The sequence below is a fragment of the Candidatus Nitrospira neomarina genome, from assembly GCF_032051675.1.
Classification (GTDB): Bacteria; Nitrospirota; Nitrospiria; order Nitrospirales; family UBA8639; genus Nitrospira_E; species Nitrospira_E neomarina.
Genome location: NZ_CP116968.1, coordinates 422,084 through 437,573 on the forward strand (window position 1 = coordinate 422,084; position 15,490 = coordinate 437,573).

Genomic DNA, 15,490 nt, shown 5'->3' on the forward strand with positions numbered 1-15,490 from the left:
TAACGGTGATTGAAAAAAAAGAGCCTGCCTGCCCCGGACATAGTCGCGTGGCATGGTCATGGGTAGAACCGTGCGATGTGTTTGGGGGGAACTGAAGGAGGTCTCATCCACCGGACCTGACTGAGTCCGTCAAAATTGCCATCGGCACTCAATTGATATCCGGTGATAGTGGCGGACGTCAGAGCATAATGGTCTTCAAACCAGAGAGGCACATACGGAAGGGTATCCTGGAGACGAGCTTGAAGGGTGCGATATAAGGCCTGCTGCTCCTGCCTGTTCAGGGTCCGTTCGGCTTGCATCATGAGACGATCCGCCACCACATCGGCAAAGTGACCACGATTGGCGCCGACAGGAGGGATGGCGTCACTATGAAAGGCATACCGGAAAATATCCGGAGATTTCACACCGACCCACGCCAGGCTATACATTTGGAATCGACCGGATTTGATGTCACCGTAAAATGTGCCCCAATCGTGGCTTTGGATGGAGACATCAATTCCAACCTGGTCGAGTTGGTATTGAATGATTGTCGCCAAGCGCAATCGAAAGGGGTCAGTTGAGGTTTTATAGGTGATGGTCGGCCGATGGTCATGATCATAGCCGGCTTCCTTCAATAAGCGTTTGGCCGCCTCCGGATCGTAGGCGTACCCTGATAAGGTGGCATGTCCAGCCCAATGCTCCGGAGGAAAGAGCGCTTGCGCGACCCTGGCTCGTCCTCTCAACACGAATTGAATAATGTGCTCACGATCGATGGCATGGGCAATAGCCTTCCGCACCAGTTCTTGACCGACCACAGGATCTAACTGATTGAATCCCAGGTAGGCAAAATTTGCCCCCTCACGCTGTTGCAAGGTGATGCCTTTGTGGGCGGACAAATACGTGACAAGCTCAGGGGCGAGATCATTTTGTAGGAGATGAATCTCGTTTGCCAAAAGCTTAAGGGTTCGAACGGTCGGATCGGGAATTCTTAAAAATTCAACACGTTGACCATCTGCTCGTCGCTCGATTACAAGCCGGGTGTCATCGGGGCGTTCAAGAAATTGAAAGGGCCCGCTCCCTATGGGATCGTCATGGAAGGGGTGCCCCTTGGCAATAAGGTTTGCGGGGAGAATGCCGATAACTAAATAGCCGGGAAATAATGAATCGGGCTGCTTCAGAAAGAAATCAACCGTATTCTCCGTCGGCGTGTCGATCCGGGTGATAATTTGCAAAATACCGCGATGAGGAGATGCCGTGGCAGGATTCAAAATGGAGGCATAGGTGGCTTTGACATCGTTGGCGGAGAGTCGTGCCCCATTGTGGAAGAGTGGTGTCGGTTCCTGCAACTCGAATCGATAATGGATGGGAGAGAGTTCACGCCACCTGGCCAAAGCTGGAATCGGGATTGTGCCCTCGCCGAAGTCCACTAGGCGCGAATACAGCAGCCGATTGAGTCGAGCCGAAGTGGCATCAGTGGCAAAACGCGGATCTAAATTCGTCGGCGAATTGGCTAACCCAAAACGAAGCGTGTCATCGGGAAGCGCTTCGGTGCAGCCAACAATGGAAATGAGGCCCAACACCATCAGCCATAATCGCCAGTTCACCTGAAAGCCATGAAGGATTCTTTTGGCAGAACCGATAGGGGAACACACAGGGGATCGATGATGGCTGAGATGGCGATGTTCATGGAAAGAAATCCTCATGCAACCTTAGGAAATCGGCGTGTAAGCAAGATGGGAAAATAGCGTGGGGATCTATGCATGGCGATGTTTTTTTAATTTTACAGGGATTATCCCAATTGTAAAAGGGCGAAAGTTGAGGACTCGAAGAACCTCTCCCTCGCCATATCCCCCTTATTCAAGAAATAGACTAATCAAAGGAGATTACGAATGAGTTCGGCTGCCACGATGACATCTCATGGAAATGCGACGACCCAACCTTTGAACGCTCGCTCCTTAACGGCTCCGACAACGATTGAAGAGACCGGATTACCGGAGGAATTGCTTGTCCAGCTTCTGGTCAGAACCCTCTACACCCAAGGAGAACTCACCGAGCGATCGGCTGGAGAGATTATGAAATTGCCTTATGGGGTCATGAGGGAACTGTTCATCCTTATTCAGCGGGAGAAGTTGTGCGAGGTCAAGGGACATGGCGAGTCGCTTGGGGTGTTACTCCGGTATGTGTTGACGGAAGCAGGTCGTCAGCGTGCCACGGCTTTTATGGATCTGTGTAGATATGTGGGACCGGCTCCGGTACCCCTCAATCAGTATATCAACATGATCAAAAGTCAGCCCGTGAATAGTTTAACCATTGACCGGCGAACGGTGACAGCGGCGACCGAACATCTGGTGTTGACTCCTGGCACCGTCGATCAACTCGGGGAAGCCGTCAATTCCGGTTGGGCCATTTTTTTGTATGGGCCTCCTGGAAACGGGAAAACGGTCCTGGCTGAAGCCATTGGGAAGATGTTGGAAGCGGTAGGCGGGGGAGAAGTTTATATCCCCTATGCCATGGAGGTCGATGGTCAAATCATTCAAGTGTTTGATCCGATCACTCATGTCAAAGTCGACGCTCCACAAGAAGCGGCCAGATCCCTCATTGAAGCCAAAGTGGAAAAAGATACCCGCTGGGTACTGTGTAAGCGTCCGATCGAGTTTGCCGGCGGTGAGTTGACGATGGCCACGCTGGATCTCTCTTTTAATGCGTCCGCGAAATATTACAAAGCGCCTCCTCATATTAAAGCCAATGGCGGGGTGTTTCTGATTGACGACTTCGGACGACAATTGGTCCGTCCCCGAGATTTGCTCAACCGATGGATTGTGCCGTTGGAAAAGCGGGTGGATTATTTGACATTGCATACGGGTAAGGTGTTCCAAATTCCCTTCGATACGATTGTCTTGTTCGCCACGAATCTGGAACCGGCCAAGCTGGCCGATGAAGCGTTCCTTCGTCGGATCAGAAATAAAATCTACATTGCCGATCCGACCCCCGAACGGTTTACACAGATTTTTGAAGAAGTCTGCAAGAAAAAAGGGGTGCCGTATGATCCGGAAGCGGTGCAGTATTTATTGGATGGTGTGTATGTCAAGTATCAATTGAATATGCGGAGTTGCCATCCCCGGGATTTGATCGAGCAGATCGTCAGTATTGCAAAATTTAACGGAGTGCCGCCGACCCTCTCCAAAACGTTTATCGATCGGGCTTGCCATACCTATTTCTTTGTAGAGGCCGCCGAGTACGATCAGAACACGAGTCAGTAACGTTTACCCTACCGATGCTGTTCGCTATGATGGCCTAACTTTCCAGGGAGGGAGAGTTGGTGTCCCATCTCGCCGTCCGTTCCTCCCATTCGTACCTCACGCATTGACATTTCTCATCAATTGACCAAGAATTTGCCTGGATTCCTACAGATCCGTGGCTGGTGTCGGCGCCAATCTTCTGTGTGTGGAGTGCGCCCGGTTTCCTTCGGGTTCGGGTCTGTGGACTCCACCCTCCAGTAACGGCTTGTACCGCATCCGGCTTCGAATGCAGTAGAGGCTCTTGCCGGGGAGAGCGTTTACGCGCTGGTGTTGCATACATAGGGGAGAGGTGTCGAGGGCGAAAACCAAAAGGAGAGGCTGGACATGAAGATTGGAGTCGGAGCAGATCCCTTTGGCCTGGAACTGAAAGAGGCAGTGAAGCGACATGTCCTGGCACTCGGTCATGTATGCGTGGATGTGGGCGGGACCACGGATGAAGCACGTCCCTATTATGAAGTCGCGCATGAAGTCGCCGGAAAAGTGGGTTCAGGTGAGTGTGATCGCGGTATCCTGGTGTGCGGGACAGGGATGGGCATGGCGATCATTGCGAACAAACATCCGAACGTCTATGCCGCGGTGTGTGAGGATCCTTCGGCGGCGACCAAGGCCCGATCGATCAACAATGCCAACGTACTCACCATGGGTGGCATGGTTACGGCATTTTACAAAGGCAAGGAGATCCTTGATGCGTTTCTCACGACTGAATTCAAAAGCGGATGGGATGAGGAGATCCAAGCTTTTCTTGACCGTTCAATGATCGATATCCAGCGGATTGAGTCCGAGGAATTCAAGAATTGAAATCGGATAAAGGGGCCAGGGCGCGTAAAAATGCTTTTGCCAAAAAATCCCTTCGATTCGTGAGGTGCAAAATCTCACCGATACCTCATTGCATGAACCGCAATTATCTATTTACACCATCAACACACCTGGAGCTTCATCATGAAAGCCGTTGCCTACAAAACACCTGGTCCGATTGAGCGTGAAGACGCCCTGCAGGACATTACTCTTGAGACACCCAAAGCTGAAGGCCGTGATCTGCTCGTCAAGATCATCGCTGTGTCGGTCAACCCCGTGGACACCAAATTGCGCCTCCGTGCTGCTCCCGAAGGCGATTGGGGCGTACTTGGATTTGATGCTTCCGGCGTTGTCGAGGCTGTGGGGCCTGAGGTGCGGAATTTCAAACCGGGCGATGCCGTTTTTTATGCCGGGTCTATTGCGCGACCTGGCACCAACAGCGAGTATCACCTTGTTGATGAACGCATCGTGGGCGGCAAACCTTCCAGCTTGAGCGATGCGGAGGCCGCAGCTCTTCCGCTCACGGCCATTACCGCCTGGGAAATGTTGTTTGACCGGCTCGACGTCAAACGCCCGACTCCGGAGGGAGGCAACGCCATTTTAATCATTGGTGGCGCAGGTGGCGTCGGCTCAATCACCATTCAGCTTCTGCGGGCATTGACCGCTCTCACGGTGATCGCTACCGCCTCGCGTCCTGAAACGCAGGATTGGGTGCGCGAATGCGGCGCCCATCACGTGATCGACCACCGCCAGCCTTTAGCACCTCAGGTTGAGACACTGGGTCTCAGCGCTCCCGGGTTTGTGTTCTCAACGACCCAGACCGGCCAGCATGTAACGGATATCGTCAAACTGATTGCGCCGCAGGGCCGTTTTGGCGTGATCGATGACCCGAACGTGCTCAACGTCATGCCCTTCAAGCTCAAGGCCGTGTCAATTCATTGGGAAATGATGTTCACGCGTTCGCTCTTTGGCACACCGGATATGGCGGAACAGGGGAAGCTGTTGAACGAAGTGGCCGCGCTGGTCGATGCGGGGCGCATCCGTTCCACCGTGACCGAAACCGCGGGCAAGATCGATGCGGCGACGCTGCGCGCGGTGCATGCGCAACTCGAAAGCGGCTCGGCGCGGGGCAAGATTGTGCTTGAAGGGTTTTGATTCGGTGCGTAGCACAAGAAGATTGAGTTCGTGGGTGCGGTAGCCGAGGGAGATCTCGTCGCCTTACACACTTATTAGACGTAGCCAAACAACGAAGAATCCGTCACGATGGATTTCGTTGGGTTTGATTAGAACGGAAAGATCCTTGATCATTGGGATAACATTCAAAAAGTTCCAACTGAAACAAGGGACGGAAATATGAGTGCAAGGGGCACTTCTGCTCAAAATCACAGGTAACGATCTTATAGCCTGCAGGGGAACGAAAAGATTCTCAAATCCGTGGGAGCGTTTATTGTCTGAGGTGTTTGAAAAATTGGCGAATATATGAACAAACGGATTTGGTTAAAAACCCAATTCCAACTTCCCAATACATAAATTGAAATCCTCCTCTGATTATGAGATAAGGGCCTCAACCGGAATGATTAGGGAGAAAGTTTCGGCTTCTATTCTTCATTTGATGAAGGGAAGTGTAATAGCCGGAAGTTGCCGGAAGGTTAGGCGTCGATCACATCTATGTAAACAAGGCGGAGAATGATGGTGTTTCCGGAGGACTCCAAGGAGGATTGCAGGGGTATTGAGGGTTATGAGGTTGACCCAGATGACTTAGTTTTTAATAAATGTCCATCTGAACCAACGGCGAGGACCGGTGTCCCGGTCGTTCCTCTCATGGCTTACCGAGATTCTTCGTGGAACTGGTCCTGAGGGTGCCGAAGGGCTCGAGATGACATCCTTTCCCAGAACTTGATGAGGTCGTGACAACGTCAGTATTTATAAGGCATTGTCAGGTACATGCCGCTTGGATTTGACCTGAACTCCGACTCATCTTTTCCCTTTTCATTCTGCTCTGCCTTTCGTTTCTATTGTGCTAGTATTGGTAATAACAATGAACGCAAAATTGCCCCACATGTGAACTGACTGTTTCGTTCTCTTCTTCTCTATGGCCCGGCAACGAGTCACCGCTCAAGACCTCTATAACTACACCAAGTGTTTGCATCGCGTGTATCTGGATAGCCACGGCGATCCCTCCGAAAAGTCCGAGGTCAGCTCATTTGTGAAATTGTTGTGGGAAGTGGGGTTGCAGACTGAACGTGACTATATTACTTCCCTCGGCGATCAGGAGATCGTAGACCTGCAAAATCTTGCCGTAGAACCGGCATTCCAGGAAACCCTGGTGGCCATGGAGCATGGAGCCGCTGTGATTTACCAAGGCTGTTTGATCCATGAGCACTTTGTGGGGCGACCGGATTTGTTGGTGAAACGTGAGGATGGAGCGTCTCGCTTTGGCAAATATCTTTATGAGCCGATTGATATTAAGGCTGGAAAGGGTTGGGAAGAGGCGGACGGCAAGAAACCCAAGTTTAAAGAACATTACGCCTTCCAGATTTTGTTTTATCGGTTGTTACTTGAGAAGATTCAGGGAACAGTTCCAGCGGGTGGGCGGATCATTAATGTAGACAAACAGCTTGAACAATTTGATCCGGCTCCATTTGAAGAACGGTTTAACCAGGCCATGCGGGACGTTCAGCAACTGGTGTCCGGGAAGGAGACTTCGGAACCGGTGATGGGAAGTCACTGTACCATGTGCGGATGGTTTAGCCGATGTTACCGATGGGTGAAAAAGGAGTCCGATCCCACCGGCTTATTTTTTGTGGGTAAACAAAAATTTGCGCTCAGGGAGCAGGGGATTCGGACGATTCAAGATATTGCTCACATGGATGTGCAAACTTATCTCAAGCCCCCTCATAAGATTCCGCGAATGGGAAAAGTCTCCCTGACACGGATGAAAGAGCGGGCGCAGGTTCTGTTAGAGGGAAAGCCGAAGATCCGCTCCGGCTATAGGTTTCCGGAGGTTGATCGGGAGATCTATTTTGATATTGAAGATGACCCGACCCGTGGCGTCACCTATTTGTTCGGAATGGTCATTCAGGATGGAAAGAGGCCCTCTCATTTTACCTATTTTTTGGCTAAAAGGCCCGAAGACGAAGAGCAGGCGGTCAGGGACTTCTGGCAATTTATTCAATCGACGGAACAAGCTGTGTACTATGTGTATTCCCATAAGGAGCGATCGACGCTGAAACGTCTGATGGAAAAATATGATCTGGATGCCGAGACGTTTGAAAAATATAAGGCCTGTGAATTTGATTTGTATCAAGACCTCATTGTGGAATATTCTGATTGGCCGACATTTTCTTATGGGATTAAACATATCGCCAAGTTTATCGGGTTTCAGTGGAGAGACGTGGACCCGTCCGGCGCCAACTCCATTGCCTGGTATAACGATTATCTAGCCAATCCGGCTCATGAAGCGCTGCTGAATAGAATTTTGGAATATAACGAGGATGATTGCTATGCCATGGCAGCCATCACACGATATTTTGTACATCACGCCCACAAGACTCAGGGTATGCCTAAAAAGCTGGCGCCTTGAGACGCACTGTTGAGGAGATTGGACTATGGCTGCAACGGTATTAGTCGTTGATGATGAAAAGGATCTGGTGGAGTTGGTCAAGTATCACTTGGAAAAGGAAGGTCTCAAGTGCCTGGAAGCGCGTGATGGGGAGACGGCCCTGCAGATGGCAAGGGAACGTACTCCGGATCTTATAGTCCTGGATCTCATGTTGCCGGGTGTGGATGGGTTAGAGGTCTGCCGGAAGTTGAGGAAAGACCCGAAAACGTCTTCGATCGCCATTATTATGTTGACGGCGAAGGCCGAAGAGGTCGATCGGATTGTCGGGTTGGAAATGGGGGCGGACGACTATATGGTGAAACCCTTTAGCCCAAGGGAACTCCTCGCCAGAGTGAAAGCGGTGTTGCGGCGGGGACAGGGGCAGGACATGCCGGCGCTTAAACGGGTTGGAACGCTCGAGGTCGATGAAGGCAAACACCAGGTGACGGTGGACGGGACCGTGGTGGAGTTAACTGTCAAGGAATTCGATCTGCTCTGTGCGTTGATGCGGGCGAACGGCCGGGTCCTGAACCGGGAGCAAATATTGGAAACGGTCTGGGGTTATTCCAATGCCGTGGATATAGAATCGCGAACGGTGGATGTGCACATCCGGCGGCTCCGGGAAAAGTTAGGACGCGAATGCGCACGCATTGTGACGGTCAAAGGTGTGGGCTATCGTTTTGAGTCGGGGTCGGTCTAAGGTGAGCATAATGAACCTGACATTGATCAATGCGTAAACCTTCGCTCATTCTTGTTGGTTGGATGGTGGCCTCCATGATCGGTGTGGGTGTGGCGGTTGCCTGGGCATGGCCTTTCTGGGCGATAGTGTTGTTGGGGGCTGGTTTGGTCGGCGTGGCGGTGTTGCTGACCCGGGACATCTGGGATCAGACGAGAGAAAACCATGAAGAGGTCATGACAGGCGTTCGTCAACTTGAACAACTCAGCGGGATTGATGAGGCGAGGACTTCTCGTGTGTTGGACTCCGATGCCTTTGGAGGCTATATCCAGCGCCTGGTGGAAAACGTGAAGAAACGTATGACCGGCCTCGAGGAAGAACGCACGAAAATTATCGCCATCATGGAAAATCTGGTGGAAGGGGTGGTGGCCTTTGATCCAAAGGGAAAGGTGTTGTTCACCAATTCCAGCGCCCATCGCATATTGGGATTGGACGCTCAAGCGCTTCAAGGGCGATCGCTGTGGGAAATCATCAGAAATCAAGAACTGGCAGGTCTGGTTGAAGGCTGCCAGGAATTGGCGTGGCATGAGCGACGACAGGCAGAGGTAGAATTGCATCCTCCCGTCTCCATGGTGTTAGAGGTCTATGCGCTCCCTTTTCCCTTTTCCAATCAGAAGAAGGGGAGCGTGCTGGTGTTGCACGATGTTACCCAATTACGTCGCTTGGAACAGGTACGGACGGAGTTTGTTGAGAACGTGTCCCATGAACTGCGCACCCCGCTGACGGCCATTGTCGGATATTTGGAAACGCTTGTGGATGAACCGTCATTGGAAACTCCGAACAATCGGAAATTTGTGCAGGTTGCCCACCAACATGCGGTGCGGCTCAGTCGGTTAGTAGAAGACTTACGCAGCCTCTCGGAAATTGAATCGGGAAAAGTCGTATTGCGTTGTGAATCGGTGCCGTTGTGTGAAGTGGCGCAGGATGTCTGTGAGATGTTTCAACATCAACTCTCGAAAAAAAATCTGCAGATCTCCAATACGATCGGAATGGAACTTAATGGCTGGGTTGATAGAGACCGCTTGATTCAGATTCTGGTAAATCTCGTGGATAATGCAATTAAATATACGTCTGATGGAGGCACCATATCGTTTCAGGCCATACCGTTGGGAGATGAGCGGATCTCACTGCAGATTAAAGATACAGGCCAGGGTATTCCTTCAACGGATCTTCCGAGGATTACCGAACGATTTTATCGGGTGGATCGAGCGCGGTCCCGTGAAGAAGGTGGGACGGGTCTTGGGCTCTCCATCGTCAAGCATCTACTTCAACTGCTCGATGGCAAACTTCGCATACAAAGTGAATTGGGAAAAGGGACCACCGTGGAGGTGATCCTGCCTGTATCCAGGCCAACTCCCTCAAGTCAATCTTTGTGAGATTTGGTGTTCTCTCCCGGGTCACCCCCTTCCTTTAGTTTTTTCACCCAACCCCTCCCAAAAACGTTACACAGTTGTAACCCGAACCTCACAAAGGTGAAATAGTCATTCGCTAGGATTCGATGGCAGGGTTAAATAATCAGACTGGCGAGGTTTGGAGCTGTCTCAACGTGAGACGAGAATGTGGGGAGAGGCCCATGAGAACAAAAAGCACAGAATGGAATGCTCCCGTTGATGTGGAACGGAAAGATCATGATCAGGTGTTAGCGGTCATTTCTGCCAGTCCGGGGGTGACGATAGAAGCACTATTGGAACATTTGCCTTGGATGCGGTGGGGGCATTTATTTTCCATCCTGGGGGAATGCCTGCAAGAAGGGTCCGTCATCTTGTGCCAAAAGGAGTTTCAATTTGAAGTTCGGGCCATCCATTCGTCGTCGTCAAGCGGAAACGAAGAGAACGAGGAGGATGTCTTGACGGGCTATATGCCGTCAAAGCCGGGAGACCGGTGGTTGGGTATTTAACACGTTCGTAACATTGCCGTTACATAGAAGAAACCTGTTGGACCTACACTATTTATTCACATGAGGAGGCACGATTGATGAAACACAGTCAGAAACGAAGGCGAGTGTGGGTGTTGGGCTTGGGGATAGGGCTGCTCCTGGGCTGGACCGGGATCGCAATGCTTGGGGCCTCTACTGTTTGGGCTAAAGATGAGATGGAAGATCCTAATTGGGTGAATTATGCCAAGGTGAGTGGCGTATCCGGAAACCTTAATAGCATTGGCTCGGATACCCTGAATAATCTTATGACGCTATGGGCTGAAGGATTCCGGAGGCAATACCCCAATGTCAAAATTCAGATTGAGGGAAAAGGATCAAGCACCGCTCCCCCTGCTCTCATTGAAGGAACGGCTCAATTGGGGCCGATGTCCCGTAAGATGAAGGGGAAAGAAATCGATGCCTTTGAGTCGAAGTTCGGTTATAAACCTACCCCCTTTCCCGTTGCGATTGATGCGTTGGCGGTCTATGTCAATAAGGACAATCCCATTCAAGGGATGACGATTGAGCAAGTCGACGCGGTATTTTCTAAGACCCGGCAGCACGGATATAAGGAAAACCTCTCCAGTTGGGGCCAATTGGGGTTAACCGGCATGTTTGCCGATATGCCGATCAGTATCTATGGCCGGAATTCGGCATCGGGGACCTATGGGTTTTTCAAAGAAGTGGTGCTGGAAAATGGTGATTATAAAGATGAAGTGAAGGAACAGCCCGGTTCGGCTTCTGTCGTGCAAGGGGTAACTGAAGATCAGGCAGGGATCGGATATAGCGGTATTGGATATCGAACCTCTAGTGTCCATGCGCTTCCTCTTTCCATGAAGGCAGGGCAACCCTTTGTGGAGCCCAATTATGAAAATGCCATCAAGGGGGAGTACCCCTTGTCACGGTATTTGTTTGTGTATGTGAACAAAGCTCCCAATCAACCGTTGTCGCCGATTGTTCGAGAATTTTTGAAATATGTGTATAGCCGTGAAGGACAGAAGGTCGTCATTAAAGATGGCTATTTCCCCATCCCGGAAAAGATTATCGGGAAACAGTCGGAGCACCTCAAATAGGAATATCTTAAGAAACATCCTGACCGCCTCCCGGAGAAACCTTTTGGAGAGCGGTTGGGTGTTCTAATATCATTTCAACCCTGTTTCTCGTTTCTCATTTCCCCTTCCCAACAACCACACATGATGCCACCCGTATCTTCCTCCTCCTCCTCTTTGGAATCGAATAAACAATTATTGTCCGGCGTTTCCCGCACGGGCACTCGAAGGCGGATCCGTCACCTGATTGATCGTGTGGCCAAGTATATCGTTGGGGCGGGAGGCCTGGCGACGATTGTCAGTATTCTTGGGATTTTTGTGTATCTGGTGTGGGAAGTCATTCCTTTGTTTCAACCCGCGACCGTCTCTCTTGAACTGACTCTGCCTGTGGCAATTCCCGGGGCTCAAGTTTCCGAACGGACTCACATGTTGGTGGGGATTGATGAATACCGTGAAGTTCCGTTTATTTTTGAAGGGAAACAGCTCAAATTTCTTTCCTTACCCAATGGCACGCCAATACCGGAGGCGGGCGGGGAGTTGTCGATCGAAGGTGAGCCGACGTCTGTGGTGCGTGTCGGGTTAAAAGGCCATACCCTTAGCGTCGGGACCGATCGGGGACTCGTCTATCTGGTCAAGATCATGTATCGCTCGGATTTCCAAGGGGACCAACGGACCATTCTCCCGAGTGTGAAGGTCAACGATCCTGTGCGGGTGGTGCCTGACGGAACGGGGATCATTCTCCATGCGCATGTCACTCGAGGAGATGAAATTCAAACAGTCGTGGCTCTCACCGGAAGCGGGGAGCTTTGGGTGACCAGGATTGAAGAACCAGGGGATTTTTCCTTTTCGGATGACGTCGTTGTCACAACCAATCGGCTGGTCCTTCCGCCGGATGCTCATCTGAGGGCTTTGGCCCTGGATAGTGTGGGAAAACGATTGGTAGCCGGGACGAACGATGGGCATCTCCTCGCATGGGAATGGGAACGGCAGGGATTTGATGCCCTGCCTCAATCCGTGCCTGTAGGTGCTGCCGGGGATGGCGTGACTGCTCTCTCATATGTGTTAGGTGAACGAACGTTGGTGGCTGGCACCACTTCGGGCACCGTGAGTACATGGGCGTTCTCAGCCGATCAGTCAGGGCCGTCCGGAAAAATCCTGAGAAAAGTCCATACCTTTACCCCTCATGCCCGGGCGGTGACAAGTCTCTCCGTGTCCCAACGGGATAAAGGATTTCTCACTGCCGACGAGCAGGGAACCGTGATGCTGCATTATTCCACAACTGGAGAAACGATTTTAGAAATTCCTGGTAGGGGCAAAGCCATCGAATCTCTGCGCTATGCTCCAAAAGCCGATGGCGTGGTGTGGTTGGAGGAAGGTGGCACGCTTCAGACCTATGCTATTGATAATCCCCATCCGGAGGTGACGTTCCAATCCTTATTTTTTCCGGTGACCTATGAAGGCTATGACCGTCCGGAGATGATTTGGCAATCCTCCAGCGGGTCGGATGAGTTTGAGCCGAAATTGGGACTCATCCCACTTATGTTTGGGACGTTGAAGGGGACGTTGTATGCCATGGTGTTGGCCATCCCTCTCGCCGTTATGGGAGCCATTTATACGGGGATGTTCATGCATCCCCATCTTCGATCTGTGGTGAAGCCGTCTCTGGAATTAATGGCGGCTCTCCCGTCGGTGGTTTTGGGCTTTCTCGCGGGCCTCTGGTTTGCTCCTCTCTTAGAAAAGATTTTCCCTGCGGTGGTGGCTATTGTAGGATTGCTGCCTCTGGTAATTGCCGTCTGTTGTCTGGCTTGGCAATTTCTCCCTATTCGGGTCAAGCGCTTTGAGGCGTATGGCCTTGATCTGATGGTCATGATGGTCGCCATTGTTCTCACGGTGAGTGCCTGTTTGATGGCCAATCAGTCGATTGAGGGCTGGTTGTTTGGAGGAAATTTCAAACAATGGTTAATACAAAATTTGGGGTTAACGTATGATCAGCGTAATGCCATTGTTATTAGTTTTGCGATGGGCTTTGCGGTGATTCCGATTATTTTCAGTATTGCTGAAGATGCCATTGCCAATGTGCCGAAGCAACTTGTCGCCGGATCTCTGGCCCTGGGAGCGACACGTTGGCAGACCTTGACCCGGTTAGTTCTCATCTCGGCCAGTCCGGGGATCTTCTCGGCATTGATGATCGGATTTGGGCGTGCGATAGGCGAAACGATGATTGTCCTGATGGCCACCGGAAATACCCCGATCATGGATTGGAGTATGTTCAATGGATTTCGTACGCTCTCGGCCAACATTGCAGTGGAAATGCCTGAAGCTCCTCACGGCGGGACCTTGTATCGTGTGTTGTTCCTGTCCGGTCTGATTTTGTTTGGCTTCACCTTTACGGTTAATACGATTGCCGAAATCGTCCGGCAACGCCTCCGTCAAAAATATTCTCAGTTTTAAGTCGAGCAGCCATGAAATTTTTCCAACGGTTTTTTGCATCCGGCACATTATTTATCTGGTTGGCAGGTGGTGCCTTAGCCTGTTCTCTGCTTCTGATCGGCGGCCTCCTGGCGCTTATTTTCGTAAATGGTATGGGCTATTTTTGGCCGAAAGATCTCGTGCAGTTCACGCTCAAGGATGACACCCGGGTGCTCGGGGAAATCGTGGATACCCAGCGCATTCCGGAAACCGTCAGCGCAGATTTTCCCGATGGACAGTCTCGCATCCAACTGAAGGTGGGCAACCGGGATGTGTACGGACTGGATTTCCGATGGGTTGATGAAGCCGACATTGCCCAACGGACCTGGCCTCAGGATGTCATCGCATTTGAACGACGGGAGTGGGGAAACTTTTATGGCTGGGTCACGGAAGTGTGGGACGGGGAGACCCGTCTAGCTCAGGGCCGGGATATTGGATGGGACATCTGGTATCCCTTCTTGGAGCAGGCCGAAGCTCTTCACCAGGAAATTCATCATATTGAACACGATGTGATTGGCGCCATAAACGCTGACATGGAGCGGGCGCGTCTGAATTTGAAGGTTTTGGAATCAAAAGGGGAAATTTCTCAGGATTCAGCCGACATTCTTCAACGGGAGATTCAACAACGGGAAGCGGCATATCAGGAGCAGATCGAACGATTGGTGGGGTTGTATGAGCGATTGAACCGGTATCGTGTCACCCTCATGGATGTCACTGGCGAAGAAAAAACATTTCCGGTTGGCGGCATTGTCAAGGCGTGGCGTCCGAATGCCATGACTGTGGCGGACAAAATCCTGATGTATATGGAAAACTTCTGGAACGTGTTAACCGAAGAGCCACGGGAAGCAAATACCGAAGGTGGGATCTTCCCTGCGATTTTCGGGACGGTCATGATGGTCTTGGTGATGAGTGTGGTGGTGGTGCCGTTCGGGGTCCTGGCTGCCGTGTATTTAAAGGAATATGCCAAACAAGGCCCATTGACCCGAATGATCCGGATTGCGGTGAATAATCTTGCAGGGGTTCCGTCAATTGTCTTTGGTGTATTCGGTCTGGGGTTCTTTGTGTATGCGGTGGGGGGAACCATTGATCAATTATTTTTTTCGGCCTCCTTGCCGAATCCGACATTTGGAACCGGGGGAATGTTATGGGCTTCACTGACTTTAGCCCTCATGACTGTTCCAGTCGTGATTGTGGCGACGGAAGAAGGATTATCGGCGGTTCCCAGGGAGTATCGGGAAGGGTCGTTGGGATTGGGGGCGACAAAATTTGAATCCCTCATGCGGGTTGTCCTGCCGTGTGCCATGCCGGGGATTTTAACCGGGTTGATTCTCGCGGTATCCAGGGCGACCGGCGAAGTGGCGCCACTCATGTTAACCGGCGTGGTCAAACTTGCTCCGGCCCTGCCGGTTGATAGTCAGTTTCCTTTTCTGCATCTTGATCGAAAATTTATGCATTTGGGCTTTCATATCTATGATGTGGGTTTTCAATCCCCTAATGTGGAGGCGGCAAAGCCAATGGTTTACGTCACGACCCTGGTCCTGGTTCTGGTCGTCCTCCTCTTGAACATGACCGCCATTGCGCTCCGCACCCGGATGCGGAAGCGCTATGCTGGCGCTTCGGTCTAAATGAGGTACAATTATGGAAAGC

Annotated in this window: 11 protein-coding genes; 10 read left to right on the plus strand and 1 reads right to left on the minus strand. The window is 51.3% G+C overall.

The features are described 5' to 3' along the window. Window positions 1-56: 56 nt before the first annotated feature. On the minus strand, window positions 57-1,682 hold the full coding sequence (locus tag PQG83_RS01855) for an ABC transporter substrate-binding protein (RefSeq protein WP_312746126.1): 1,626 nt from the start codon (window positions 1,680-1,682) through the stop codon (window positions 57-59). 186 nt (window positions 1,683-1,868) lie between these two features. Here PQG83_RS01855 and PQG83_RS01860 point away from each other — a divergent pair, with 186 nt between their 5' ends. The 10 genes from PQG83_RS01860 to pstA all read left to right on the plus strand — a co-directional run bounded on the left by PQG83_RS01860 (window position 1,869) and on the right by pstA (window position 15,468). Beyond that, entirely contained in the window at window positions 1,869-3,239 is a 1,371-nt protein-coding gene (locus PQG83_RS01860; RefSeq protein WP_312746128.1) for a DUF8689 domain-containing protein, read from the plus strand. Between the two features lie 363 nt (window positions 3,240-3,602). Then, window positions 3,603-4,076, plus strand: coding sequence for an RpiB/LacA/LacB family sugar-phosphate isomerase (locus PQG83_RS01865; RefSeq protein WP_312746130.1), 474 nt, complete (start codon window positions 3,603-3,605; stop codon window positions 4,074-4,076). A 141-nt stretch (window positions 4,077-4,217) separates the two neighbouring features. Next, a complete protein-coding gene (locus PQG83_RS01870) occupies window positions 4,218-5,228 on the plus strand; it encodes a zinc-binding alcohol dehydrogenase family protein (protein WP_312746132.1) in 1,011 nt (336 codons plus the stop codon). A 937-nt stretch (window positions 5,229-6,165) separates the two neighbouring features. Continuing rightward, window positions 6,166-7,656: a TM0106 family RecB-like putative nuclease gene (locus tag PQG83_RS01875; RefSeq protein WP_312746134.1), complete on the plus strand. Its 1,491-nt coding sequence runs from the start codon at window positions 6,166-6,168 to the stop codon at window positions 7,654-7,656. A 25-nt stretch (window positions 7,657-7,681) separates the two neighbouring features. Then, complete coding sequence (locus tag PQG83_RS01880; protein ID WP_312746135.1) at window positions 7,682-8,374, plus strand: response regulator; 693 nt, start codon at window positions 7,682-7,684, stop codon at window positions 8,372-8,374. A 29-nt stretch (window positions 8,375-8,403) separates the two neighbouring features. Continuing rightward, window positions 8,404-9,786: an ATP-binding protein gene (locus PQG83_RS01885; protein ID WP_312746136.1), complete on the plus strand. Its 1,383-nt coding sequence runs from the start codon at window positions 8,404-8,406 to the stop codon at window positions 9,784-9,786. A gap of 197 nt (window positions 9,787-9,983) precedes the next feature. Further along, window positions 9,984-10,307, plus strand: a complete 324-nt coding sequence (locus tag PQG83_RS01890; protein ID WP_312746137.1) for a hypothetical protein — start codon at window positions 9,984-9,986, stop codon at window positions 10,305-10,307. 158 nt (window positions 10,308-10,465) lie between these two features. Beyond that, entirely contained in the window at window positions 10,466-11,398 is a 933-nt protein-coding gene (locus PQG83_RS01895; protein ID WP_376753626.1) for a PstS family phosphate ABC transporter substrate-binding protein, read from the plus strand. A 120-nt stretch (window positions 11,399-11,518) separates the two neighbouring features. Next, complete coding sequence (locus PQG83_RS01900; protein ID WP_312746142.1) at window positions 11,519-13,825, plus strand: ABC transporter permease subunit; 2,307 nt, start codon at window positions 11,519-11,521, stop codon at window positions 13,823-13,825. Between the two features lie 11 nt (window positions 13,826-13,836). After that, window positions 13,837-15,468, plus strand: a complete 1,632-nt coding sequence (gene pstA, locus PQG83_RS01905) for a phosphate ABC transporter permease PstA (protein ID WP_312746145.1) — start codon at window positions 13,837-13,839, stop codon at window positions 15,466-15,468. Window positions 15,469-15,490: the final 22 nt, after the last annotated feature.

What these genes read in the sequence shown, in the direction of transcription:
- PQG83_RS01860 (WP_312746128.1), top strand. Translation starts at nt 1,869, where the DNA reads ATGAGTTCGGCTGCCACGATGACATCTCATGGAAATGCGACGACCCAA.
- pstA (WP_312746145.1), top strand. Translation starts at nt 13,837, where the DNA reads ATGAAATTTTTCCAACGGTTTTTTGCATCCGGCACATTATTTATCTGG.
- PQG83_RS01855 (WP_312746126.1), bottom strand. Translation starts at nt 1,682, where the DNA reads ATGAGGATTTCTTTCCATGAACATCGCCATCTCAGCCATCATCGATCC.
- PQG83_RS01900 (WP_312746142.1), top strand. Translation starts at nt 11,519, where the DNA reads ATGATGCCACCCGTATCTTCCTCCTCCTCCTCTTTGGAATCGAATAAA.
- PQG83_RS01865 (WP_312746130.1), top strand. Translation starts at nt 3,603, where the DNA reads ATGAAGATTGGAGTCGGAGCAGATCCCTTTGGCCTGGAACTGAAAGAG.
- PQG83_RS01875 (WP_312746134.1), top strand. Translation starts at nt 6,166, where the DNA reads ATGGCCCGGCAACGAGTCACCGCTCAAGACCTCTATAACTACACCAAG.
- PQG83_RS01885 (WP_312746136.1), top strand. Translation starts at nt 8,404, where the DNA reads ATGCGTAAACCTTCGCTCATTCTTGTTGGTTGGATGGTGGCCTCCATG.
- PQG83_RS01895 (WP_376753626.1), top strand. Translation starts at nt 10,466, where the DNA reads ATGCTTGGGGCCTCTACTGTTTGGGCTAAAGATGAGATGGAAGATCCT.
- PQG83_RS01890 (WP_312746137.1), top strand. Translation starts at nt 9,984, where the DNA reads ATGAGAACAAAAAGCACAGAATGGAATGCTCCCGTTGATGTGGAACGG.
- PQG83_RS01880 (WP_312746135.1), top strand. Translation starts at nt 7,682, where the DNA reads ATGGCTGCAACGGTATTAGTCGTTGATGATGAAAAGGATCTGGTGGAG.
- PQG83_RS01870 (WP_312746132.1), top strand. Translation starts at nt 4,218, where the DNA reads ATGAAAGCCGTTGCCTACAAAACACCTGGTCCGATTGAGCGTGAAGAC.